At 63.3% G+C, this 22,637-nt stretch carries 22 protein-coding genes; 12 read left to right on the plus strand and 10 right to left on the minus strand.

Features of this window, described 5'->3' with window-relative positions; all coding sequences use genetic code 11:
- Positions 1 to 13: 13 nt before the first annotated feature.
- Positions 14 to 3,658, minus strand: coding sequence for a FecR domain-containing protein (locus tag ACTJKM_RS31975; RefSeq protein ID WP_440661610.1), 3,645 nt, complete (start codon positions 3,656 to 3,658; stop codon positions 14 to 16).
- Positions 3,659 to 3,888: 230 nt separating this feature from the next.
- Complete coding sequence (locus ACTJKM_RS31980) at positions 3,889 to 4,575, minus strand: GntR family transcriptional regulator (protein ID WP_058328361.1); 687 nt, start codon at positions 4,573 to 4,575, stop codon at positions 3,889 to 3,891.
- A 203-nt stretch (positions 4,576 to 4,778) separates the two neighbouring features.
- Between ACTJKM_RS31980 and ACTJKM_RS31985 the strand changes: the two genes are divergently transcribed.
- The 8 genes from ACTJKM_RS31985 (at position 4,779) to ACTJKM_RS32020 (ending at position 13,385) form a co-directional block, all read left to right on the plus strand.
- Positions 4,779 to 5,822 carry a 4-hydroxythreonine-4-phosphate dehydrogenase PdxA gene (locus ACTJKM_RS31985; RefSeq protein ID WP_058328362.1) on the plus strand — a complete coding sequence of 348 codons (1,044 nt, stop codon included), beginning with the start codon at positions 4,779 to 4,781 and terminating at the stop codon, positions 5,820 to 5,822.
- A 75-nt stretch (positions 5,823 to 5,897) separates the two neighbouring features.
- Positions 5,898 to 6,884, plus strand: coding sequence for a Bug family tripartite tricarboxylate transporter substrate binding protein (locus ACTJKM_RS31990; protein WP_440639184.1), 987 nt, complete (start codon positions 5,898 to 5,900; stop codon positions 6,882 to 6,884).
- A 61-nt stretch (positions 6,885 to 6,945) separates the two neighbouring features.
- Complete coding sequence (locus ACTJKM_RS31995) at positions 6,946 to 7,446, plus strand: tripartite tricarboxylate transporter TctB family protein (RefSeq protein ID WP_058323244.1); 501 nt, start codon at positions 6,946 to 6,948, stop codon at positions 7,444 to 7,446.
- A gap of 34 nt (positions 7,447 to 7,480) precedes the next feature.
- Positions 7,481 to 9,019, plus strand: a complete 1,539-nt coding sequence (locus tag ACTJKM_RS32000) for a tripartite tricarboxylate transporter permease (protein ID WP_058328364.1) — start codon at positions 7,481 to 7,483, stop codon at positions 9,017 to 9,019.
- Between the two features lie 44 nt (positions 9,020 to 9,063).
- Entirely contained in the window at positions 9,064 to 10,002 is a 939-nt protein-coding gene (locus ACTJKM_RS32005) for a sugar phosphate isomerase/epimerase family protein (RefSeq protein WP_440661612.1), read from the plus strand.
- A 13-nt stretch (positions 10,003 to 10,015) separates the two neighbouring features.
- The gene (locus ACTJKM_RS32010; protein ID WP_113513070.1) at positions 10,016 to 11,734 is read left to right on the plus strand and encodes a dihydroxyacetone kinase family protein; all 1,719 of its coding nucleotides are present in this window, start codon (positions 10,016 to 10,018) and stop codon (positions 11,732 to 11,734) included.
- A 343-nt stretch (positions 11,735 to 12,077) separates the two neighbouring features.
- Positions 12,078 to 12,602, plus strand: a complete 525-nt coding sequence (locus ACTJKM_RS32015) for a DUF992 domain-containing protein (protein ID WP_057251657.1) — start codon at positions 12,078 to 12,080, stop codon at positions 12,600 to 12,602.
- 186 nt (positions 12,603 to 12,788) lie between these two features.
- Entirely contained in the window at positions 12,789 to 13,385 is a 597-nt protein-coding gene (locus ACTJKM_RS32020; RefSeq protein ID WP_058328368.1) for a DUF922 domain-containing Zn-dependent protease, read from the plus strand.
- 55 nt (positions 13,386 to 13,440) lie between these two features.
- Here ACTJKM_RS32020 and ACTJKM_RS32025 read toward each other — a convergent pair whose 3' ends face one another.
- Genes ACTJKM_RS32025 through ACTJKM_RS32040 form a run of 4 tightly spaced genes read right to left on the minus strand, consistent with a single transcriptional unit; the run spans position 13,441 to position 16,414 of the window.
- Complete coding sequence (locus ACTJKM_RS32025) at positions 13,441 to 14,055, minus strand: DapH/DapD/GlmU-related protein (protein ID WP_057251655.1); 615 nt, start codon at positions 14,053 to 14,055, stop codon at positions 13,441 to 13,443.
- A complete protein-coding gene (phnL, locus tag ACTJKM_RS32030) occupies positions 14,052 to 14,759 on the minus strand; it encodes a phosphonate C-P lyase system protein PhnL (protein WP_057251654.1) in 708 nt (235 codons plus the stop codon). Before phnL ends, ACTJKM_RS32025 begins: the two co-directional genes overlap by 4 nt.
- Positions 14,760 to 14,762: 3 nt before the next feature.
- Positions 14,763 to 15,539 (minus strand): phosphonate C-P lyase system protein PhnK, encoded by a 777-nt coding sequence (gene phnK, locus ACTJKM_RS32035; RefSeq protein ID WP_058323251.1) that lies wholly within the window; start codon positions 15,537 to 15,539, stop codon positions 14,763 to 14,765.
- Positions 15,536 to 16,414 carry an alpha-D-ribose 1-methylphosphonate 5-phosphate C-P-lyase PhnJ gene (locus ACTJKM_RS32040; protein WP_058323252.1) on the minus strand — a complete coding sequence of 293 codons (879 nt, stop codon included), beginning with the start codon at positions 16,412 to 16,414 and terminating at the stop codon, positions 15,536 to 15,538. The genes phnK and ACTJKM_RS32040 overlap by 4 nt, the downstream gene beginning before the upstream one ends.
- Positions 16,415 to 16,458: 44 nt before the next feature.
- Between ACTJKM_RS32040 and ACTJKM_RS32045 the strand changes: the two genes are divergently transcribed.
- On the plus strand, positions 16,459 to 16,650 hold the full coding sequence (locus ACTJKM_RS32045; RefSeq protein WP_162764694.1) for a hypothetical protein: 192 nt from the start codon (positions 16,459 to 16,461) through the stop codon (positions 16,648 to 16,650).
- Between the two features lie 32 nt (positions 16,651 to 16,682).
- Here the strand turns inward: ACTJKM_RS32045 and ACTJKM_RS32050 are convergent, their stop codons facing one another.
- The 3 genes from ACTJKM_RS32050 to phnG are packed head-to-tail and all read right to left on the minus strand — an operon-like array spanning position 16,683 to position 18,871.
- Positions 16,683 to 17,792, minus strand: coding sequence for a carbon-phosphorus lyase complex subunit PhnI (locus ACTJKM_RS32050; RefSeq protein WP_113513068.1), 1,110 nt, complete (start codon positions 17,790 to 17,792; stop codon positions 16,683 to 16,685).
- Positions 17,793 to 17,795: 3 nt separating this feature from the next.
- A complete protein-coding gene (gene phnH / locus ACTJKM_RS32055) occupies positions 17,796 to 18,404 on the minus strand; it encodes a phosphonate C-P lyase system protein PhnH (protein WP_440639190.1) in 609 nt (202 codons plus the stop codon).
- Positions 18,404 to 18,871, minus strand: coding sequence for a phosphonate C-P lyase system protein PhnG (phnG, locus tag ACTJKM_RS32060; protein ID WP_113513064.1), 468 nt, complete (start codon positions 18,869 to 18,871; stop codon positions 18,404 to 18,406). The genes phnH and phnG overlap by 1 nt, the downstream gene beginning before the upstream one ends.
- A gap of 84 nt (positions 18,872 to 18,955) precedes the next feature.
- On the opposite strand from phnG, the gene phnF reads away from it, so the two are divergent.
- From phnF to ACTJKM_RS32075, 3 genes are all read left to right on the plus strand, one after another.
- Entirely contained in the window at positions 18,956 to 19,693 is a 738-nt protein-coding gene (gene phnF / locus ACTJKM_RS32065; RefSeq protein WP_162764693.1) for a phosphonate metabolism transcriptional regulator PhnF, read from the plus strand.
- A 160-nt stretch (positions 19,694 to 19,853) separates the two neighbouring features.
- Complete coding sequence (locus tag ACTJKM_RS32070; protein WP_058328373.1) at positions 19,854 to 21,248, plus strand: selenium-binding family protein; 1,395 nt, start codon at positions 19,854 to 19,856, stop codon at positions 21,246 to 21,248.
- Positions 21,249 to 21,281: 33 nt separating this feature from the next.
- Positions 21,282 to 21,908: a hypothetical protein gene (locus ACTJKM_RS32075; protein ID WP_058328374.1), complete on the plus strand. Its 627-nt coding sequence runs from the start codon at positions 21,282 to 21,284 to the stop codon at positions 21,906 to 21,908.
- A gap of 28 nt (positions 21,909 to 21,936) precedes the next feature.
- Here the strand turns inward: ACTJKM_RS32075 and ACTJKM_RS32080 are convergent, their stop codons facing one another.
- Positions 21,937 to 22,626 (minus strand): glutathione S-transferase family protein, encoded by a 690-nt coding sequence (locus ACTJKM_RS32080; protein WP_057251645.1) that lies wholly within the window; start codon positions 22,624 to 22,626, stop codon positions 21,937 to 21,939.
- Positions 22,627 to 22,637 lie beyond the last annotated feature (11 nt).

Here is a 22,637-nt window from a genome sequence, read left to right on the forward strand (position 1 = left end):
ACGTGCTCCTTGATCAGAACCGCACCTTGACTGTGCCCTTGAACGTCGGTCCCCAACCGGGGAGACCGCTTCTGAGCTCGAAGTCCTCGTCAAGCAGATTGAATGCCGCCAGATCGACTTCGATCTGCTTGTCGAAGGGCTCCCATTGCAGCGATGCGTCGAGCGTCCAGAAGTCGTCGAGTGTCACCCCGCCGGCCGGTCGCGAGCCGATATAGTTTGCGGCGATCGTTGCCTTCACGTTTGCGGTGTTGACCCAAGTCAGCGCCACCTGGCCGGTGTTTTCGGGTACGAAGAGAAGCTCGTCCAACTGATTGACGGTGTTTTCCCTGACGTCGGCTTCCGTATGGGCCGCCGTCAGGGAAAGGCCGAAACCGTGGCCGATTGCAAAGTTCGCGGTCGCCGCGACCCGGTCCAGCCCCACTTTGGCGTAGTCCAGATTGATGGGGGACAGCGGGACATTGAGCGACAGTTCGCGCACCTCCTGGTGCTGGTAGTCGAGCGCGGTGAAAAGCCAGTTGTTCCACTCCGCGTCCCAGCGGAACGCCAGAGTGTCGGCGTAACCTTCTGCACCGAAGCGAAGTTGGTTGGGCTGCAGGGCGACGATGCCGATCGGAGCGAGGGTGGCGACATCGAAGTTCAAGCCATCGCGCATGGCGGCGGCCCTCAACCAATGACCCTCCGCGGGCGCCCAGGCGATGCCGAGCTTCGGTTCGAGCCGGATGTTGCCGTCGTTGGCATCCTCGATGTAGCGGGCAAACAGCGCGCCTTCTGCCTTCAGGTCCGGCGTGATTTCGTAGATTGTATCGATATAGGCCTTGGCGACGGTCTGCGCCGCGGATGTCGAGCCGGATCCGATGAAGGGGGTGTTGTTGCTGCCGACCCTCATCGCAAACGGATCGAAGATGTCGAACGAACTGTCGGAGCGAACAACGCCGCCTTCGATCCCGTAGCGCCACGTGAAGTCGCCGTCTCCGTAGAGGTGATTGATGGCGGCGATATAGGTTTTCTGCTTTTCCTCGCTGCGGCTCGTGGCAAGGTCCGGTAGCCCGACGCGGGAGGCGCTGACCTTCTCGTTTTCCACGACATCCCGATCAGAAAAGAAAAGGGCGGCATTGGCGATGTTGCGGTAGCCGAAGGTGTGGCTCCAGGCGACGCCGGACAAAAGTCTATCGGCCTTGTCATGGAGGAGGTTGTCGAAGCTCGTGGTCGGATAGTCGAGGACACTCTTGTCGTCATCGAACTTGCCGTAATTGGCATAGGCGACGATCCGGTCGTCCGGTGTCGGCGAGGCGGTCAGATAGCCGTTGCCGCCGAGCAGGCGCGTTTCACGCTCGATCGCCAGACCCTGCGCGAAGTCGATGGTATCGCGCGGCTCCTCCCAATGGAGGTTGCCGTAGACGCTGATCGGGAAGGGCGAGAAGGTGAGCCCGCGTAGTTCCGCCTCGCCGATCCAGCCGGTGTGATCGTTGTCGGCAATGATGCCGCCGCCAAGTGCTGCTTCAAAGAATGGCCGCTGGACGATATTGGCCGTGCGTTCGCGGCTTGCCAGCATATGCGGTTCGATCAGCAGGCCCTGGAAGAAGGCGGAGAAGCTCTGCGGGTTGGCGGTGTTGACGACCGGGCTGCCGTCGAAATCATAGTCGTTGAACAGCGGATTGACGCTGCCGTGGATCGCCTGGTCGACATAGCTCGATCCCGTGAACGGATCGAAGACCACATCGCCGTAATATTGCCCCCAGACGTTGAGCCCCTGCAGACGAAAGGCGTCGTTGAGCGTCGAGCCGGCGTCCTGGTTGGCGCCAAGGGCCGCACTTTCGCCGCCGCGCGCCCGGGTTCGGCGCATCAATTCCTGGGCATATCGGATCGCCGCGTCGGAATCATATTCGTCGATCGCAATGGCGGTCCGCATCTGCATGATGACCGGATCGTTCGGATCAAGGCGATCGGCATTGTCGAGCGCTTGCGCGGCGGGGATGCGGTCGCCCTTTTCGTAGTAGGCGCCCGCCAGCAGCAATTGGGCGTTGGAGTAGGCGGGATTGGCGGTCGAACCGGCGAGCAGGTCGTTCAGGGCCTTGTCCAGATCGCCCGTCTGCATGTGGTAGCGCCCGCGTGCGACCAGAGTGATGTCGAAGGACGGGTCGGCGGCCAGGGCCGCGTCGATCTCAGCCTTCGCTTCCTTCATCCGGTTTTCGTCGAGATAGAGGATCGAGAGATTGGCGTGGGATACCGGGTCGCTGGGATCAAGTGCGATCGCCTGCTTGAAGGCCCTTTCTGCTGCGCGGTTGTCGCCCCTTTGTCCCTGAACCAGGCCAAGCGAGTTCCAGAGGGAGGAGGAGCCCGGAGCCGTCTTCAGCCCAGCCTCCAGGTCCGCCAGCGCGCCATCAAGGTCGTTTTCGTAATGGTAGCGGTAGTCGGAGCGGGCTTCGAGCGCAGTCGGGTCCGCAGGGTCGATGGCAAGCGCCTTCGCGATGCCATCGCGGACCTGTTCCCGGTCGTCGAGCAGCAGCGCAAAGCGCGCGCGGGCGGCCGGCAGGGTAGGATCATCGGGATATTGGCGCTCGGCTTGCTTGAGCGTTTCGATGGCGGCGCGGATATCGTCGCGGAAACCGTTGGTCCAGGCCTTGGCCATCGCGCCATAGGCACCGGTCGTACCCTGCGGCGGTGCCTCGACCCGATCCGGATTGGCAAGCGCCCGGGCGAAATAGCCACCATAGGCAGCGATGGAACGCCGCTTGGCATCAAGTCCGCGGGCAGAGTGTGCAAAAAGCTTTGCCGCATCGTCATAACGCTTTTCCGAGCCGGCGATCAGGGCATCGATGAGATCGGCGCGCGCCTGCTGTGTTGCGCCGAGCCGTCCGCGGCGCGCCTCGGCCAGAGCTGCCTGGGCCTTCTGGCGGCCGTCGAGTGTCAGGTAGATTTCAGAGAGCGTCAGCCAGTCTTCGACCGAGCGCGACTCGGGGCGCTTGCCCTCGATGCGTTCGCGTTCCCCACGCATGTCGGGCACGCGAAGCGGCGTCGCCGGCATCCAGACGAAGGAATCGCGCAGCGACAGATGGAAAAGCATCTGCTCGCGATCCTTCGGATTGACGACCACCACCTTGGACGGCGCCTTACCGATTGCCGCGACCGCGCCTTCGCCTTGGGCAACCGTGACGCTGCCTTGTGCGTTGCTGAGTTCGACGACGCCTTCGAGCACGATCAGCGAGGTCTTGCCGTCAGGGCCAACGGTCAATGTCCAGTCGGTGCCGCGAATGGCGGCCGTTGCGGCCGGCGTATCGATTGCCAGGCCCTGTCCGCCGCGTTCCGCACGTGCCCAGATCGTGCCCGATTGCAGTTCGAGATTGGTGTCGCCATCCGCCCCCATGCGCTTGACGCGCAGGGCCGTGTTGCGGCCGAGCCGGATCTGCGTGTGGTCGGAAAAGAGAACCGCAAGCGCGCCGGTTGCGTTGGTGCGCAGCACGTCTCCGGACAGCAAATCCTGGGCGAGATCGACGAAGCGCCAGTTGGAGACATCGACGAAGCGAACTTCCTCACCGGATTTGCGGGCGATTACCGATCCGGCAACGGGCGGCGTCCGCTGAACCGGCTCAGCGAATGCCATGCTTGGACAGACTATCGCTGCCGTAGCCAGCAGTACCCGAAGTCTTTGCCGCCCCATCTTTGTTCCCGTCTCCACCCCGCCATGGATTCAGTGAATTTCGACCAGGTCAAAGTCAATAGTGTTCGAATATTCTAAGTTGTTTTCCAAGCAGTGTGTCTTATTCGGGAAACAGCTTCCGCAACCGATTCGCTCGGCTGCAGCATTTGGCCGCTGAATGACGAAGGGCGCCCATCGGGCGCCCTTCGAATTACCGTATGTCGAGAGCAAAACCTGCCCTCAGAGAAGAATCAAACGGAAGCTTTGACGCGCTCCCAGGCGTTCACCAGGTGACGGCCGAGAACCTCCGACAGCTTTGCCTTGTCACGGGCCTCGAGCGCGACGATCATCTCTTCATGTTCGGCAACGGCAGCTGCCCATTTCTCCGGCCCCTCGTGGCCGATGAAGCGGATGCGCTTCAACCGCGTCTGAAGCACCGCGTGCATGTCGACCAAGGCGGCGTTTCCCGCGAGTTGGACAATGGCCGAATGGATCTGCTGGTTGAGTTTGTAATACTGCAGCCGGTCGCTGGCCTTGTAGCGCTGGACCATCTCGTCGTGCAGCGCACGCACTTCGGCAATGCCCGCGTCGCTTGCCGCCTCGCAGGCGAGCTTGCCGGCCAGTTCCTCCAGCGTCTGCAGGACTGTCAGCATGTCGTGCACGTCCTTGGCGCTGAAGCGCTTGACGACGGCGCCTCGGCTCGGGACGAGCTCCACCAGCCCCTCGCTCGCCAGATACTTGATGGCTTCGCGCAGTGGCGTGCGGGACACGCCCAGCTGTTCGCCAAGCTGGCCTTCGTGCAGGCGGGTGCCGGGCGATAGGTCGCCTTCGATGATCATGTCGCGCAGGTGGCTGACCAGCGTGTCGTGCAGCGCCGTGCGCCTGATCGGGCCAGGGCCGCCATCCGGCCGTCTCTCCAGAGATGTGATTTCGTTCATTGTTTTGCTTCTTCGTCTGGCGACTGGGTGTCGACCGTCTGTTCCCGTTCGTGCCGATTGAATCAGCGCTGTCTCATTAAAGCATGGAGACCGGCAGTCCCATCGTCAACAGAAAATGCTGCATACAGAATACAAAAGACTTGATGCAGAATTTTGAATAACGTATGACGGCAACCGAAAGAATGAAGCGGAGGACATCTCACATGACGACTAACGGTGCTGCCGGTAACGGCGCGCGTCCTGTCATCGCGCTCGCCATGGGCGATCCGGCGGGTATCAGCCCGGAACTCACAGCAAAGCTGCTGGCGCTTGCCGATATCCGCGAAGCCGCACACATCATCACGATCGGTGATCGCAGGATCCTGGATGAAGGCGCCAAGGCTGCGGGCGTGACGCTCGATCTCGAGCCGTCGACGCTTGAGGATCTGGAAAAGGCCGGCACGTCGCGCCACGTTTTCGTCGACCTCGCCCACCTCGATCCGGCAGATGTCGTGCGCGGCGAAGCGACGCTTGCGGGCGGAACCTTTGCTACCCGCAACTTCCGCGCCGCGCTCGAACTGGCGCATGCTGGCAAGGCCGACGCCGTCTGCTTCACGCCCTTCAACAAGAAGGCCATGCGCTTTGCCTATCCGGGCTATGACGACGAAATCCGTTTCGTTGCCGATGTTCTCTGCTTCACCGGCAAGGTTCGCGAGTTCAACGTCCTCGAGAAGGTCTGGAACGCGCGCGTCACCTCGCACATTCCACTCAAGGACGTAGCTGACAACCTCTCGGTCGACGGTATCATCGCCGAACTCGAGCTGACCCGGGCCTGCCTCAAGGAGGCGGGTTATGAAGAGGCGAAGATCGCGGTTGCCGGTCTCAACCCGCACGCCGGCGACGGCGGCAGCTTCGGCATGGAAGAGATCGACATCATCGAACCGGCGGTCGAAAAGGCGAAGGCACTCGGCTTCAACGTCGAGGGGCCGTTCCCGGCCGATACCGTTTTCGGTCGCGCTCTCAAGGAAGGCTACAACGCCGTCCTCACCATGTATCACGACCAGGGCCAGATCGCGATGAAGCTAATGGGCTTCGACAAGGGCGTGACCATGATGGGCGGTCTGCCTTTCGCGCTCTGCACGCCGGCCCATGGCACGGCTTATGACATCGCCGGCAAGGGCATTGCCGACGTCGGCGCCAGCCGCGAAGCGCTGCTGCTCGCCGTGCGCATGGCAAAGAAAAAGGCCGCGCTCAAGGCCGCCGCCTGATTTCGCACGCTTTCACGCAATAACGGCGCAGGAGGAGGTCTTGCGCCACAGAACCACAAAACGGGAGGACCCGACTTGAAGAATACCGTCTCCATCGCATGCATCATGGCAGCCGTCTTCGGGGTTGCTGCTCCGGCCGCAGCCTTCGAACCCGATCGCCCGGTTGAATTCGTCGTCACGGCAGGTCCCGGTGGCGGCACCGACATCTTCGCCCGCACGATCCAGGCGATCATCGGCAAGTACGAGCTGATGAAGGCTCCGGTCGTCGTTACCAACAAGGGCAGCGCCGGCGGCGCCGAAGGTTTCGTCTACACGGCGACCAACAAGGGCGACGCTTACAAACTCGCTTTCGGCACGAACAATGCCTACCTGCTGCCGGTTCGCGCCAAGGTGCCGTACAAGGCTGAAGACCTGACCCCGGTCGCGGCGCTCGCTTCCGACGAATTCGTTCTCTGGGTCAACGGCAAGGCCACCTACAACACGGCGGCCGACTTTGCTGCCAAGGCGAAGGAAGGCGGCCTGAAGATCGGCGGCAGTCAGTCCAAGGACGTCGACCAGATCCTCACCTCGATGATCAACGAGGCGACTGGTGCTACGATCAACTACATCCCGTTCAAGAGCGGCGGTGAAGCAGCCGTCCAGCTTGCCGGCGAACACCTCGACGCCAACGTCAACAACCCGAGCGAAAACCTCGGCCAGTGGCAGGCCGGCATGGTCAAGCCGCTCTGCGTCTTCAAGAGCGTCAAGCTTTCGAACGACGCCAAGATCGCCGGTGACAAGGGCTGGAGCGATATTCCGACCTGCAAGGAATCGGGCATCGCCATCGACAACTACTCGATGCCGCGCACCGTCTGGCTGCCGGCCGGCGTTGACCAGGATGTGGTCAAGTTCTATGCGGACCTGATGCGCAAGGTTTCGGAAACGCCGGAATGGGCGAAGTACCTCGCCGACACCTCACAGTCCCCCTCCTACATCGCTGGCGACGATTTCAAGGCCGCCATCGATATGGACGGCGTTGCCGTCGGCGAAGTGCTGAAGCGCGAAGGTTGGCTCGCCAACTAAGGGCGAGACATTGAGGCGGGTGCCTTCGGGTACCCGTCATCCGCTTTGAAAGGTCACGATCATGAGCGAGAACGGTGCGAATGGGGTCTCCCGCTTCGCGGTTGAGCTTGGCGTTGCTGCGCTGACCGGCGCCTTCGGCGCGGCGGTCTGCTACGGGTCCCTCGATATCGGTGCGGGATGGACCGAATTCGGGCCGGAAGCCGGTTATTTTCCCTTCTATGTCGGCCTTCTGATCCTTCTCGGAAGCGCTGCGAACGCGATCCACGCTTTCGCCAAGCATCGCGGCACGGGTGAGATCTTCATCGACGGTCACCGCGCCAAGGTGGTCTCGTCGTTTCTGTTGCCGCTGATCGCCTTTGCCGGCGTTTCCGCCTGGCTCGGCCTTTACGTCGGCACGGCGCTCTATATCGCCGGCACAATGCTTTTCCAGGGGCGTTACAAATGGTGGATCGCGTTGCCGTCGGGCGTCGCCGTTTCGCTGTTCTTCTTCATCGTATTCGAGATCGGCTTCAAGGTTCCCCTGCTCAAGGGACCGGTCGAGGCCTGGTTCGGGATCTACTGATCCCGACCGCCCACGCTTTCCCGGGAGGAATGACATGGAAAATATCGGTCTTCTGATCGATGGCTTCGGCCACATCCTCAGCTGGAACCATATCCTGCTGATGATGGTCGGCGTCACGCTCGGCATTCTGGTCGGCGTGCTGCCGGGCCTTGGCGCGCCCAACGGCGTGTCGCTGCTGTTGCCGCTGACCTTCTCGATGGATCCGATCTCCGCCATCATCCTGCTCTCCTGCATGTACTGGGGCGCACTCTTCGGCGGGTCGACCACATCGATCCTCTTCAACATTCCCGGCGAACCTTCGTCGGTGGCGACGACCTTCGACGGATATCCGATGGCGAAAGCCGGCCAGGCGAGCCGCGCACTGACGCTCGCCTTCGTGTCTGCCGGCATCGGCGCGCTTGCCGGCGTCGTTATGATCACGCTGCTCTCCGGCTGGGTCGCGAACTTTGCGCTGCGCTTCTCGTCCCCGGAATACTTCGCGGTCTATTTCCTGGCCTTCGCCAGCTTCATTTCCATGGGTGCGCAATCGCCGTTCAAGACGCTCGTCTCGATGATGCTCGGCTTTGCGCTTGCCTCCGTCGGCATGGACACGATCTCCGGTGACCTGCGGCTTACCTTCGATATCCCGACCCTGATCAAGGGCGTCAGCTTCCTGATCGCCGTCATGGGCCTCTTCGGCATCGGCGAACTCTTGCTGACCACGGAAGAAGGCTTGCGCTTCGAGGGCATCAAGGCGCGCGTCAAGCTCGTCGAGATCGGCCGCACGCTGATCGAGATCCCGCGCTACTGGTTCACGATCCTGCGCTCGACGATCATCGGCATCTGGATGGGCATCACGCCCGCCGGCCCGACGGCGGCCTCCTTCATGAGCTACGGCGTTGCCCGTCGGTCGGCCCGCGATAAGTCGAAGTTCGGCAAGGGCGATCCGCGTGGCGTTGTGGCACCCGAAACCGCTGACCACTCCGCCGGTACCTCGGCACTGCTTCCGATGCTGGCGCTCGGCGTCCCCGGCTCGGCAACGGCCGCCGTCATGATGGGTGGCCTGATGATTTGGGGTCTGACGCCCGGCCCGATGCTCTTTACCGAGCGGCCGGACTTCGTCTGGGGGCTGATCGCCTCGATGTATCTCGGCAACGTCGTCGCCGTGTTCCTGGTGATCGCCACCGTGCCGCTCTACGCCTCGATCCTGCGCGTGCCCTTTGCGATCATCGGCCCGATTATCGTCGCCGTGATCTTCTCCGGCGCCTACCAGGTGGCAAACTCGGTCTCCGACATCTTCCTGGTCATCGGCTTCGGCGTGCTCGGCTATGTCTTCAAGAAGCTCGAGTACCCGCTGGCGCCGTTGGTTCTCGCCATGGTGCTTGGCGACAAAGCCGAGGACGCCTTCCGCCAGTCCATGCTGCTTTCAGGCGGCAGCCTCAATATCTTCTGGTCGAACCCGCTGGTTTCCTCTCTGATGGCGCTCGCTCTTGCACTCCTGCTGTCGCCGCTTGTCTTCGGACTGATCGGCCTGGTCCGCAAGCGCAACCACGATCCCGATGCCCCGCATGGCGACGGCAGCGCGGCGGCTTGACGGAGCCGCCGCACCCCCAACATCCAGACACGACGAGGAAGGTCATGGCGAACACATCGCGCAAATGGACCCGTGAAACCTGGCCGATCGCGGCCGCCATGATCCAATATCCAAACGTGCTGGCCGACGGCAGTTCGGTGCAGGAGCAATCGGTCGAGCAATGGGCAAAAACGCTCGCCGATGTGGTCGATGCCGGCTTCACCGAACTCGACCCCACCGACAGCTGGATCCGGCTTGCTGACCTCTCGCCGGATCGACTCGACAGCTTCGTCAAGCTCGCCCTTGACCTCGGCCTCACCATGCCGGCGATCTCGACTGCGCGGCGCAGCGTGATCGACCCGGAGCATGGCGACGAGTATCTTGCCTACGGCCACCGGGTCATTGAAACCGCGGCCGCCATCGGTGCGGGCTCCGTTTCCTTCGGCTTTTTTGGCCCGCTGACTGACGCGCAGAAGAAGGCGCTGTGGTTCTGGACCGTCGATGGCGTCAAGAACCCCGACGAGCCCGCCACCTGGCAGAAGGCCGTTCAGCGTATTCGTGATCTTGGCCGTCATGCCGAGGAACTCGGCATCGAGCTGGCGCTCGAAATGTACGAGGATACCTATATCGGCTCGGCCGACAGTGCCGTGCGCTTCGTCACCGATGTCGGCTTGCCGAACGTCGGCATCAATGCCGATCTGGGCAACCTCGTTCGCCTGCACCGTCCGGTCGAGCACTGGCAGCAGATGATGGCCAAGGTTGCTCCCTTCGCGAAGTATTGGCACGTCAAGAACTACTACCGCACCGAGGACGAAACGTCGGGCCTGATCGTTACCCATCCTACGCCGCTGGAGTTCGGTGTGATCAACTACCGCGCCGCGATCCGAATGGCGCTTACCCACGGCTTCAACAGCCCGTTCCTCTGCGAACATTACGGCGGCGACGGCCTCTCCGTCAGCGCTGCCAACCGGGACTATCTGAGGCGCATTCTGCCTCGCGAATAAGGGAAGAGACGCGATGACCACAATCTTTGACGCACCGGAAGAGTTCGCCACGACCGCGCTTGCCGGCTTCAGTTCGATTTACGCGCGCAACGTCCGTCTCGTGAAGGGCGGAGTCGTTCGCTCGACCCAGGTGCCGAAGGGCAAGGTCGCTGTCGTCATCGGCGGCGGCTCCGGGCACTACCCCGCTTTTGCCGGCTATGTCGGCCCGGGCATGGCGGATGCCGCCGTTGCCGGCGATGTCTTCGCTTCTCCCTCGACCGCGGCCGTTGCCCGCGTCTGCCGCCAGGCCGATCAGGGCGGTGGCGTGCTGCTCGGTTTCGGCAACTACGCCGGTGACGTCCTGAACTTCGGCGTCGCTGCCGAGCGCCTGCGCGCTGAAGGCATCGACGTGCGCATCGTGCCGGTGACGGACGACGTTGCCAGCGCTTCCGCTGAAACGCCTTCCAAGCGCCGCGGTATTGCCGGCGACCTCGTGGTCTTCAAGATCGCGGGCGCTGCTGCCGAAGCCGGCCTTAACCTGGATCAGGTCGAGCGCGTCACTCGCCTTGCCAACGACCGCACCGTTTCTTTCGGCGTGGCCTTTGGCGGCTGTACGCTTCCGGGCGCCAAGGCACCGCTCTTTGCCGTGCCGAAGGGCGAGATGGCGCTTGGCCTCGGCATCCACGGCGAGCCGGGCATCCGCGAAGAAAAGATGGTTTCGGCGAGCGAGTTCGCCAAGCTTCTGGTCGGCAAGCTGCTGGCCGAACGCCCGGCGGATGTCCGCAAAGTTGCGCCTGTCCTGAACGGTCTCGGCTCGACGAAATACGAGGAACTCTTCGTGCTTTGGGTCGCGGTCGAGAAGGAACTGAAGGCGGCCGGCCTCGAGATCGTCGATCCCGAATGCGGCGAATTCGTCACCAGCCTGGACATGCAGGGCTGCTCGCTAACGCTGATGTGGCTGAACGATGAGCTTGAGACCTATTGGCGCGCGCCGTGCGATGCGCCGGTGCTGCGCAAGGGCGCGATCATCGCGGCCGAGCCCGCGACCGAAGAGATCAAGGTCGAGGACGGCCCGCAGATGTTTGCCCCCGCATCCGATGCTTCGAAGGAGAGCGGCAAGTGCATTGCCCGACTGATTGGCAAGATTGCCGAAGCGTTGAAGGAGGCGGAAGACGAACTCGGCCGTATCGACGCCTTCGCCGGTGATGGCGACCACGGTCAGGGCATGCGCCGCGGTTCCGCCGCAGCCGACGAGGCGGCAAAGACGGCGGTCGCGGCCGGCGCCGGCGCTGCAAGCGTCCTCGCGGCGGCGGGCGATGCCTGGGCGGATCGCGCCGGCGGCACGTCGGGTGCGATCTGGGGTCTGTTGCTGCGTTCGTGGAGCAATGCTTTCGACGACGCGACGGCGCCCTCGGACGCCGCCATCGTCGATGGCGCACGCCGCGCCCTCGATGGCGTCACGCGCCTCGGCCGTGCACGCGTCGGCGACAAGACCCTCGTCGATGCGCTGGTGCCCTTTGTCGAAACCCTGGAGCGTGAGTTTGCCGCCGGCAAGCGTCTGATCGAGGCGTGGCAGGCTGCCGCCAAGGCCGCGACCGCCGCCGCAGAGGCGACTTCCAGCCTGACGCCGAAGCTTGGCCGCGCCCGTCCGCTCGCCGAAAAGAGCATCGGTCACCCCGATGCCGGCGCCGTTTCGCTGGCGTTGACGGCGCGAATTGCCGGCGGGTTCCTGCTGCAATCGGCGATGGCCTGAGCCCTCAATCTTCCGATCGGGTGGCCGCAGTGCCGCCCGATCGTGTCTCTCTCTCTCTCTCTCTCTCTCTCTCTTTTTCTTTTCGCGCGCGCGAATTGCTCCCGTCGGGGCGGATCTGGCTTCCGGGACGGCGTGCCGATACCGTCGGCCGTGGCTTTTTCAACACAATCTCCGGTCATTGTTGGGGAAACCCCATCAATTTTCTCGGCTAACGAATATCTGCCACGGAATTGCCGGATCGCGGGCTATGCCTCGTCTTTCCTGCAGCGTGCGCTAAGTGCTTGAGTTCGTGTGCCGCCGGTTAACTGCCAATGATTTCTGAAGTTCCGAGAAGGAGACAAGAATGAAAAAGAGTTTTGCCGTGAAGGTGTCCGCAGCGTCTCTGGTTCTCGCTGGTGCGATGGCCGCAAACGCAGCCGATCTCGCGACAGTACAACCGCAACCGGAGCCGGACACCAGCAACGGCGTCAAGATCGGCTACCTCGATTGCAACATCGCCGGCGGCGTCGGCTATGTGCTCGGTTCTGCCAAGGAAGTCGATTGCGTCTTCCGCTCGACGATGGGGGCTGAGGCTTCCGACCACTACGCTGGCGCCATCCGCAAGATGGGTGTCGATGTCGGCTTCACGACGCAGAGCCGGCTGATCTGGGCGGTGTTTGCACCGACCGCTGGCTACCACCGCGGCTCGCTCGGTGGCCTCTATCAGGGTGCAACTGCCGAAGCGACGGTCGGCGCCGGCATCGGCGCCAACATCCTCGTCGGCGGCACTTCCGGTTCGATCCATCTGCAGACGGTCAGCGTGACCGGCCAGATCGGCCTCAACCTTGCGGCAACCGGCACATCGATGACGCTGACTGCCGTCAACTAAGGTCGTTATCGTCGGCCTGTTGACCCCTCCCGCAACTGGCCCGACACGATCGCATAAACGACAAGGGCACTGCGGCTCAGATTGGGCTGCGGTGCCTTTGCAATTGAACTGTTGCCATCCGCCGATTCCCGTTTAAGGAAGGCTGGTAAAGTTGTGCGCCGTAAGGGGCGAACGTCGAGGTTTGGATTGAACAAAAGCCTTTGTCTGGGGGTGGTTGCCCTTTGCTTCGCGTCCACGCCGCGCTGTGCGTTTGCCGAGTGGCAGGCGGTCGAGAAGGAAGCGCCCTATGCCATCGAAGGGCAGACGGGCGCGGACCTTTATGCGTCGATCGGCGAGCGCGGGCCGAAGGCCGGACTTGGCCGGGCGATCGCCCATACCAATTTCAAGCTGACCTGGACGCGGAAGTACGAAGAACAGGCAGGCGCCTGCGTGCTGACGACGGCAAAGCCGAAGCTGATCATCACCTATACCCTGCCGAAGCCCGCGAAGCCTCTGCCTGCGGGCACGCGCGAAAACTGGGACATCTTCATCGACAGCGTGCGCAAGCATGAACTCGTGCACGGCGATTTCATCAAGGAGATGGTGCGCGCGATCGAGTCTGCGACCCTCGGCCTCACCGTTCCCGACGACCCGAAGTGCCGCAAGATCAGGACCGAAATGACCAAGCGCCTCGGCGCGCTCTCGCAGGCACAACGCCAGCGCAGCCGCGACTTCGACCAGGTTGAGCTCACCGACGGCGGCAATATCCACCAGTTGATTCTGAGACTGGTGAACGGGCCGTAGATCGCCTCGTTCTCAGCTCGAGAGGGCGCCGAACCTGCGCTCGGCGCCTGATCACTTATGCGTAGCGCACCAGAAATTCCTCGGCCGTCAGTTCGCGGAAATCGTCAAGCGCGCGGCGGAGGCGCTGGTGGTCCCAGTCCCACCAGGCGAGCGTGTCCAACCGCTCGCCAATACCTTCGTTGAAACGGCTGCGGATGAGCTTCGCGGGGACGCCGCCGACGATGGTATAGGGCTCGACATCCTTGGAGACGACGGCGCCGGCGCCGATCACCGCGCCATTGCCGACGGTGACGCCAGGCAGGATGGTGGCGCCGTGGCCGATCCAGACGTCGTGACCGATCGTCACCCGGTTCGATCGTCGCCAGGCGAAGAGGTCGTGGTCGAGTTCGGTATCATCCCAATAGTTCGGTGCGCGGTAGGTGAAGTGGTGCAGGGTGGCCCGCCAGGTCGGATGATTGGTGGCGTTGATGCGCACGGCGGCGGCGATGTTGACGAACTTGCCGATCGTCGCGCACCAGATCGAGCCGTCCTGCATGATGTAGGAATAGTCGCCGAACTCGACCTCGTCGAGCCGCGAACGCTCCTGGACTTCAGTATAGCGGCCGAACGTCGAATTGTTGACGCTCGCCGTCGGATGGATGAAGGGCTCGAGCCCAAGCTTCTGGCTCATGCGGCAGCCTTTCGCGGCGAGAAGGCCGAGACGTCGAGAATGCGGTCGGCAACGGCGTCGCGGACCTCTTCATCGTGGAAGATGCCGATCAGCGCCGTACCCTTCGCCTTCTTCTCAGCGATCAGTTCGACGACGACGGCCCTGTTCTTGGCGTCGAGCGATGCGGTCGGCTCGTCGAGCAGCAGGATCCTGTGGTCGGTGATGAAGCCGCGGGCGATGTTGACGCGCTGCTGCTCGCCGCCGGAGAAGGTGGCTGGTGGCAGGCTCCAGAGTTCGCGCGGCAGGTTGAGCTTGCTTAAGAGTTCCGCCGCGTGCGCACGCGCCTCTTCGATCGGGGTGCCGCGGGCCTGCAAGGGTTCCGCGACGATGTCGAGAGCGGAGACACGGGGCACGACACGCAGGAACTGGCTGACATAACCGAGCGTCGTGCGCCGGACCTCAAGCACGGTGCGCGGCTCGGCCGTTGCCAGGTTTACCAGCTTGCCGTCGTGATCCATCAGGATCTGGCCTTCGTCCACGCCGTAATTGCCGTACAGCATTTTCAGGATCGAGCTCTTGCCGACGCCGGAGGGGCCACCGAGAACAACGCACTCGCCTGCCTTGACCGAGAAGGAGACATTTGCGACGACGGGCCGGCGGACGCCGTCGCGCAGGTGCATGGTGAAGCTTTTTGCGACTTCGGAAACAACGAGGGGCGTAGCCATGATTTACACCTGCAAGATCGAGGAGACGAGGAGCTGGGTATAGGGCTCGCGCGGATCGTCGAGCACCCGGTCGGTCAGTCCCTGTTCGATGACTGCGCCATCCTTCATCACCATCATGCGGTGTGAAAGCAGGCGGGCGACGGCAAGGTCGTGGGTGACGATAACAGCGGCAAGGCCGAGGTCATGCACAAGCCCGCGCACCAGGTCGAGCAAGCGTGCCTGCACCGACACGTCGAGACCGCCGGTCGGCTCGTCCATGAAGACGAGGCGTGGGGAGGTGACGAGGTTGCGGGCGATCTGCAGGCGCTGGCGCATGCCGCCGGAGAAGGCGCGCGGCTGGTCGTCGATGCGATCGACGCCGATTTCCACTCGCTCCAGCCAGTCGCTGGCGGTGGCGCGAATGTTGCCATAGTGACGATCGCCGACGGCCATCAGTCGTTCGCCGACATTGGCGCCGGCCGAGACCGTCATGCGCAGGCCATCGGCCGGGTTCTGATGAACGAAGCCCCAGTCGGTGCGCATCAGGAAGCGGCGTTCCGCTTCGCCCATGCGGGCAAGATCACGGTACTGACCGTCGCGCATATGGTACTCGACGATACCCGAGGTCGGCATCAGCCGGGTCGAGAGGCACGAGAGCAACGTCGTCTTGCCGGAGCCGGATTCGCCGACGATGGCGAGCACTTCGCCCGCATAAAGCTCGAAGGAGACGTTGCGGCAGCCGATGCGGCTTCCGTAGAACTTCGAGAGGTCGTTCACTTTCAGAAGCGGGAGGGTACTCATTCTGCGGCCTCCTGGCGGGCGAGCATGTGACCTGCATGGCCGCAGGCGCGGCGGTCTTCGCAGTGATCGGTGTCGGAGCAGACGAACATGCGCCCGCCCTTGTCGTCGAGAATGACCTCGTCCAGATAGACGTCCTCCGCACCACAGAGTGCACAGGGCTTGTCGAAGCTCTGGATCTCGAAGGGATGGTCGTCGAAGTCGAGGCTGACGACGTCGGTGTAGGGCGGTACGGCATATATGCGCTTTTCGCGGCCGGCGCCGAAGAGCTGCAGCGCTTCCGACATATGCATCTTCGGATTGTCGAACTTCGGTGTCGGCGAGGGGTCCATGACATAGCGGCCCTCGACCTTGACCGGATACGCGTAAGTCGTGGCGATATGGCCGTTGCGGGCGATGTCCTCGTAGAGCTTCACATGCATCAGCCCGTATTCCTCAAGCGCGTGCATCTTGCGTGTTTCGGTCTCGCGCGGTTCGAGGAAGCGCAAGGGTTCCGGGATCGGCACCTGGTAGACGAGCGTCTGGCCTTCCGAGAGCTTTTCCTCGGGGATGCGGTGGCGCGTCTGGATGATCGTCGCCTCCTTCGTCCGGGTGGTGACGGCGACATTGGCGACCTTCTGGAAGAAGGCGCGGATCGAGACGGCGTTGGTGGTGTCGTCGGCGCCCTGGTCGATGACCTTCAGCACGTCCTCCGGCCCGAGGATCGAAGCGGTGACCTGGACGCCGCCGGTGCCCCAGCCATAGGGCATCGGCATTTCGCGTGAGGCGAAGGGGACCTGGTAGCCGGGGATCGCGATCGCCTTCAGGATGGCGCGGCGGATCATGCGTTTCGTCTGTTCGTCCAGATAGGCGAAATTATAAGTAGCAAGGTCGTTCATCGCCGATTACCCTTGAGTGTGTCGACCGCGGATGGGGTCAGGATTTGAGCGAGATAGTTTTCTGGGTGGTTGTGATCGTCGCGGTGGTGGTGGCCGCCCTGTTCTGGGCCGCCCGCAATGCCCGGCGCGAGCCGGACGCCGAGGCGCGCAAGGACGATGGTTCCGGCGATGCCGGTGTCGTCTTTGCCGGTGACAGTGGTGGCGATTGCGGCGGTGGAGATGGCGGCGGCGACTGAACAGTCAGCGCGCGTCCATGCGGTTTGCCCGATCATTCGGCCGCCTCCCGTTGTTCCTTCGCCGTGTCGTCGGCGTTGGCCGCCTCGTAGCCGCGGCGCATGCGCCGGACGAGGTCCAGTTCGGCCTGGAAGTCGACATAGTGCGGTAGCTTCAGGTGCTCGACGAAGCCGGTCGCCTGAACGTTGTCGGCGTGCGAGATGACGAATTCCTGATCCTGGGCCGGCGCGACGATATCCTCGCTGAACTCGTCCGTGCGCAGCGCCCGGTCGACCAGCGACATCGACATCGCCTTGCGTTCACTCTGACCGAAAACGAGGCCGTACCCGCGGGTGAACTGCGGCGGCTGCTTGGCCGAGCCCATGAACTGGTTGACCATCTGGCATTCGGTGACGCGGATCGCGCCGAGCGAGACGGCAAAGCCGAGCTCGGGCAGATCGAGCTCGACCTCCACTTCGCCGATGCGCACTTCGCCGACGAACGGATGGGTACGGCCGTAACCGCGCTGGGTCGAATAGGCGAGCGCCAGGAGGAATCCTTCGTCGCCGCGGGCGAGCGCCTGCAGGCGGAGGTCCCGGGCCATCGGAAATTCCATCGGCTCGCGCGTAAGGTCGCCCATGACATGGCCCTCGGGCATCTGGCCGTCGCCCTCGATCAGGCCCTCGCCGTCGAGAATGTCGGAGACGCGCATCACATCTTCGCCGGGTTCCTTGACCGCCGGTTCGGCGACGCTCTCGTCGGCGATCAGCGACGGGTCGAGCAGGCGGTGGGTATAGTCGAATGTCGGGCCGAGCAATTGTCCGCCGGGCAGATCCTTGTAGGTCGCCGATACGCGGCGTTCGACCTTCATGTTGGCGGTGTCGACCGGTTCCGAGTAACCGAAGCGTGGCAGCGTCGTGCGGTAGGCGCGCAGGATGAAGATCGCTTCGATCAAGTCGCCCCGCGCCTGGCGGACGGCGAGCGCTGCGAGCGCGCGATCATAGAGCGAGGCTTCCGCCATCACCCGATCGACGGCGAGGCCGAGCTGCTCGACCACCTGTTCGATGGTGATCGACGGCAGGTTGCGGTCGCCGCGACGGCGATCGGCGAGAAGGCGGTGGGCATTGGCAATGGCGGCTTCCCCGCCCTTGACGGCTACGTACATGGATTACGCCTCCTTCTGCGAAAGACGGGTTGAGCGCGGCAGGCAGAGCAGGTCTTCTCCAGCCGTCAGCACGAGATCGACGCCGCGCGGGAAGATTGCGCGGTTGGCGGTCCAGAATTCGAGGAAGACGTCGGGCAGGCCCTTCACGGCAAAGTCCGTCTCGTCCTTGATGCCGGGACCCTTGGCGGTCAGCAACGGGCCGCCGGTCAGCGCCTCGACTTCGATGACGAGCGTCGTCGATCGATCCGGGTATTCCTGGGTGCCGAGCGAGAACTGGTCGAAACCTGGGAAGGTGGCGCCTTTTTCGACGAAGGCGAATCGGGCTTCGGTCTTGCTGGTGGTCACCGAGGCGCCCGTATGGAAAGCGACCCATTGCGGAACGGCCGATTTTCCGAGCGCCGGCGTCAGCCAGAGAGGCGTGTCATGGTCACAAAGCGTCAATGCCACGGCGCCGGCCGCGGCGCCGAGCGGCGCGGGCGGCGTGCTCTTGGCCGAAAGCTGCTTGATCGCGCCTGGGCGGGCAAAACCGTCGATCAGGTTGCGGAAGACGGATTGGGCGGCAAAGACCGGATCGGCGAAGGCGCCGGCGTAAATCTGCGATTGGCTGGCCATCAGTCGTCTCCCCGGACCATGGTGAAAAAGTCGACGCGGGTAGCCGCGGTCTCTTCGGCCTTGCGGCGCTCCTCCTGTGCAAGCCGCTCGGCGACGCGTCGAAGCAGGGACTCGACATCCGCCTTGTCACCGTCGCGCTGGGAGAGCGCGTCGAAGATCGCTGCAAGCCGCGCGCGCTGTCGGTCCGTGCCGAGCAGCTGCCCGTGGCCGATCTCGCCGGTCGAAAGCCGGATGGTGGCGCGCGAGACCGTCGCCTCGCCGAGATTGAAGGGATCGCCGCCGCCGCCGATGCGGCCACGCACCATGACGAGACCGGTTTCCGGGCCGCGGACCGGATGGACCTCTGGCTTGTCGCCGAGCCCTTCCCAGACCGTCGTCAGCTCCTCGAGGGTTGCCTGGGCGAGCAACCGCATGGCCTCCTTGCGTGCCGGATCCGGCGGGCTTTCCTGTTTCAGCTTCGCATCCATCATTTTCACCTCAAATGTCTATTGATCTAGACAACTGTACATCTTATACTTTTCCATAACGTCCGCAAATGACAGGCTTGTGACATGGCAATGCGAAAAGTGGTGGAGCGCCAGACCGGCGTCGCTCTCTGGCGGCAGATCGCCGACCGGATCCGACTGGCAATCAGCAATGGCGACTACGATGCGGCCGGCATGGTGCCGCCTGAGACGGTGCTTGCGGGCGAATTCGGCGTCAACCGGCATACGGTCAGAAGCGCGCTTGCGGCTCTTGCCGAAGAGGGACTGGTGCGCGCGGTCCAGGGACGCGGCACGATGATCGAGCGCAAGGAAAGGGTGAGCTACCCGATCTCGAAGCGCACGCGGTTCTCGCAAGGGCTCGGTCGCCAAGTGAAGGAGATCGGCACGAGGCTGCTCGGCCACGCCGAATTGCCGGCAAGCGGCGAGATCGCAAAGGCACTCGGCATTGCGCCGGGCGATACGGTGATCGAGCTCAAGACTGTCAGCAGCGGCGATGGCCGACCGCTGTCGGTATCCTCGAGCTATTATCCTGCGCATCGTTTTCCGCGCATGGCCGAAGAATTCGAACGGTTGCATTCCGTCACCAAGGCCTTCGCCGCCCACGGCTTGGATGACTATGTGCGCGCCTCGACCGAGATCGTCGCCCGGCATGCCGACGCGGAGGAGCTTTCGATGCTGAAGCTCTCGCCGGGCGCGATCGTGCTTGAGGCGCAATCGCTGAATGCCGATCTCGACGGCTCTCCAGTGGAGTATTCCCGCACCCGATTTGCCGCTGACCGAATGAAACTGCGGATTGAGACATAGAACGCCGCCGGCTGCCCACGGCGACAGGATCCGCACCCGGCCTCAAGCACTCCATCGGGGAAATGTGGCGGATAGGCCGCATTTCCGACGCGTTTTTGCCGCATGACCGGAACCTGCATCAGGAACCGCGCATTTAGAATTCTCGTAGGGGAGAATGGCAATGGCGACGTGGCGACCCGATCCTTCCTTCTATCCATCACCGCGCATGGCGGCCAAGGCTCCCAAGGAAACGCTCGCCTATGTGGCGGCGTTCGATCCCGAGCGGAAGCGGCCGGATGCGATTGCGGTCGTCGACGTCGATCCGGCGTCGCCAAGCTATTCGCAGATCGTCGGCCAGGTCGACATGCCGAACGTCGGCGACGAGCTGCATCATTTCGGCTGGAATGCCTGCTCTTCCTGTCTTTGCCCCAATGCGCCGCATCCGCATGTCGAGCGCCGCTATCTGGTAGTGCCGGGGTTGAGGTCCTCCCGTCTGCACATCATCGACACCAAGCCGGACCCGCGCAATCCGAAGATCGTGCGGGTGATCGAGCCTTCGGAAATTGCCGAGAAGGCAAATTATTCGCGGCTGCACACCACCCATTGCGGTCCCGAAGGCATCTACATCAACGCGCTCGCGGATCGTGACGGCAAGGCGCCCGGCGGCATCTTCCTGCTGGACCACCAGAGTTTCGATGTGCTCGGCCAATGGGAAATGGATCGTGGGCCGCAGAAGCTTGCCTATGATTTCTGGTGGCATCTCGGCCATGACACGATGATCACCAGCGAATGGGGCACGCCGGATACGTTCGAAAACGGGCTGGTTCCCGAGGTGCTGCTCGGTTCGAAATATGGCCGCCGGCTGCACTTCTGGGACCTACACAAGCGCAAGCACCTGCAGGAGATCGATTTCGGCGAGGAGCACCAGCTCGTCTTCGAGCTGCGGCCTGCGCATGATCCGACCAAGGCCTATGGCTTCGTCGGCTGCGTCATCAGCCTCAAGGACCTCTCGGCGTCGATCTGGACCTGGTATCGCGACGGCGACCGATGGGCGGTGAAGAAGGTGATCGAGATACCGGCGGAGCCGGCCGATCCGGATTTGCTGCCCCCCGTGCTCAAGGGCTTCAGCGCTGTCGCGCCGCTCGTCACCGATATCGACCTGTCGATGGACGACCGGTTCCTCTACGTTTCCTGCTGGGGCACCGGCGACATGATCCAGTACGACGTTTCTGACCCCTTTGCGCCGAAGGAGACGGGCCGTGTGCGGATCGGCGGCATCGTTTCGCGTGCATCCCATCCGAAGGCCAAGAACGGAGCGCTGAATGGCGGGCCGCAGATGGTGGAGATCAGCCGGGACGGCAAGCGGGTCTATTTCACCAATTCGCTCTATGGTGCCATCGATCCGCAGTTCTACCCCGAAGGTATCGACGGGTGGATGGTCAAACTGGACGTCGCCGACGGTGGCGGCATCACCTTCGACGAAAACTTCTTCGTCGACTGGCCGAAGGGCCATCGCCCGCATCAGGTCCGTCTCGAAGGCGGTGACTGCTCGTCCGACTCCTATTGCTACCCGTAGGGAGGGGACGATCGTGCAGTCCTGTCGGGGCGAATGACGACGTTCTGGCCGTGGCTTTCGATTGCCGCCCTCGGCGCCTTTCACGGCATCAATCCGGCGATGGGCTGGCTCTTTGCCGTGGCGCTCGGACTTCACCGCCAGGACCGTCGGATCGTGTGGTTGTCACTTGCTCCGATTGCTGCCGGTCATGCCGTCTCCGCCGCGCTGACGCTGGCAGTGGTCGTCACATTCGGCGCGGCGCTGGAGCCGCACAGTTTCAGGCTTGTCGCGGCGCTGCTCATACTCAGCGTCGCCGCCTACGGCGCGCTTTACGGACACCGCCATCGGGTGAGAGTTGGCATGCGCGCCAGCATGGCCGGCCTTGGCCTCTGGTCCTTCCTGATGGCGACGAGCCACGGGGCGGGCCTGATGCTGGTGCCGGCGGTCCTCAGCCTCTGCGTGGCGGATAGTCCCGGGGATCTCGCAATCGCAGGTTCGCTTCCCGTCGCGCTCGCCGCCGTTGCGGTTCATGGTGCAGCAATGCTGGCCGTCGTCGCCGCGGTCGCGCTCGCCGTCTTCGAATGGCTCGGCCTTGCGGCACTCCGCTCGGCGTGGATCAACTTCGATCGCCTCTGGACGCTGGCGCTGGGTGCAACCGGTATCGTGCTTCTCGTTCAATGAGCCTGCTACGTGGCAGCCGGCGGAGCGTCTACCTTTGGGCCTTCACGTAACTGATGTAGCCGCGCACATCGGTCGCCGGTTCGGTGTAGGCATTGCCGAGCGTCTTTTCCATGTTGGCGACGTAGGTCTTCGCCCAGTCCGGCAGCGAGTAGTCGATTGCCGCCAGGAATTCGAGGGTCGCCGCAAGCCTGATGTCAGCGATCGAGGGGGTGGAACCACCGATGAAGGGTTTGTCGCCGATATAGAACGCCCGAAAGACGTCGAGCGGCTCGGCAAGCGCTTCGACTGCTGCGCGGCGCGCCTTCTCCTTGGTCTCCGCATCCGCATCGCTGCAACCAACTTCGCCCGGATAGAGCGGGAAGTTCAGTGCCGGATAGGTGGCCCGGGCGAGATAGGGGTAGAAGGTGCCGATCAGATAGAACATCGCGCTATCGATCATGGCGCGGGCCTCGGGGTCCCTCGGATAGAATTCGTCGAGCCCGTGCTTGTTGCAGAGATACTGCATGATCGCGCAACTCTCCCATAGGGCTCCCTTAGGCAGATCCGCAGTCTCCACCATCGGTGTCAGATGCGACGGTGCCTTCGCCAGGTATTCGGCCGTCCGGGTCTGGCCGTAGACATCCTGTTCGCTGAAGTCGAGCTTGGCTGCCCTCAGGAAGACGCGCGCCGTCATGTTGTTGACGCTGGGCTTGATCACGTTGAGCTTGATTGCAGGCATGTCACTCCTCC

Origin of the sequence: Ensifer sp. 22460 (genome assembly GCF_052044935.1) — a bacterium.
Taxonomy (GTDB): Bacteria; Pseudomonadota; Alphaproteobacteria; order Rhizobiales; family Rhizobiaceae; genus Ensifer.

Excerpts from the sequence above, each read along its gene's own strand:
- ACTJKM_RS32010 (WP_113513070.1), top strand. The coding sequence starts at position 10,016 with ATGACCACAATCTTTGACGCACCGGAAGAGTTCGCCACGACCGCGCTT.
- phnH (WP_440639190.1), bottom strand. The coding sequence starts at position 18,404 with ATGGCCAGCCAATCGCAGATTTACGCCGGCGCCTTCGCCGATCCGGTC.
- phnK (WP_058323251.1), bottom strand. The coding sequence starts at position 15,539 with ATGAGTACCCTCCCGCTTCTGAAAGTGAACGACCTCTCGAAGTTCTAC.
- ACTJKM_RS32005 (WP_440661612.1), top strand. The coding sequence starts at position 9,064 with ATGGCGAACACATCGCGCAAATGGACCCGTGAAACCTGGCCGATCGCG.
- ACTJKM_RS32040 (WP_058323252.1), bottom strand. The coding sequence starts at position 16,414 with ATGAACGACCTTGCTACTTATAATTTCGCCTATCTGGACGAACAGACG.
- ACTJKM_RS32075 (WP_058328374.1), top strand. The coding sequence starts at position 21,282 with ATGACGACGTTCTGGCCGTGGCTTTCGATTGCCGCCCTCGGCGCCTTT.
- ACTJKM_RS31985 (WP_058328362.1), top strand. The coding sequence starts at position 4,779 with ATGACGACTAACGGTGCTGCCGGTAACGGCGCGCGTCCTGTCATCGCG.
- ACTJKM_RS31980 (WP_058328361.1), bottom strand. The coding sequence starts at position 4,575 with ATGAACGAAATCACATCTCTGGAGAGACGGCCGGATGGCGGCCCTGGC.
- ACTJKM_RS32025 (WP_057251655.1), bottom strand. The coding sequence starts at position 14,055 with ATGAGCCAGAAGCTTGGGCTCGAGCCCTTCATCCATCCGACGGCGAGC.
- ACTJKM_RS32015 (WP_057251657.1), top strand. The coding sequence starts at position 12,078 with ATGAAAAAGAGTTTTGCCGTGAAGGTGTCCGCAGCGTCTCTGGTTCTC.
- ACTJKM_RS32000 (WP_058328364.1), top strand. The coding sequence starts at position 7,481 with ATGGAAAATATCGGTCTTCTGATCGATGGCTTCGGCCACATCCTCAGC.
- ACTJKM_RS32080 (WP_057251645.1), bottom strand. The coding sequence starts at position 22,626 with ATGCCTGCAATCAAGCTCAACGTGATCAAGCCCAGCGTCAACAACATG.
- phnG (WP_113513064.1), bottom strand. The coding sequence starts at position 18,871 with ATGGATGCGAAGCTGAAACAGGAAAGCCCGCCGGATCCGGCACGCAAG.
- ACTJKM_RS31975 (WP_440661610.1), bottom strand. The coding sequence starts at position 3,658 with ATGGGGCGGCAAAGACTTCGGGTACTGCTGGCTACGGCAGCGATAGTC.
- ACTJKM_RS32070 (WP_058328373.1), top strand. The coding sequence starts at position 19,854 with ATGGCGACGTGGCGACCCGATCCTTCCTTCTATCCATCACCGCGCATG.
- ACTJKM_RS31995 (WP_058323244.1), top strand. The coding sequence starts at position 6,946 with ATGAGCGAGAACGGTGCGAATGGGGTCTCCCGCTTCGCGGTTGAGCTT.
- phnL (WP_057251654.1), bottom strand. The coding sequence starts at position 14,759 with ATGGCTACGCCCCTCGTTGTTTCCGAAGTCGCAAAAAGCTTCACCATG.
- ACTJKM_RS32050 (WP_113513068.1), bottom strand. The coding sequence starts at position 17,792 with ATGTACGTAGCCGTCAAGGGCGGGGAAGCCGCCATTGCCAATGCCCAC.
- phnF (WP_162764693.1), top strand. The coding sequence starts at position 18,956 with ATGGCAATGCGAAAAGTGGTGGAGCGCCAGACCGGCGTCGCTCTCTGG.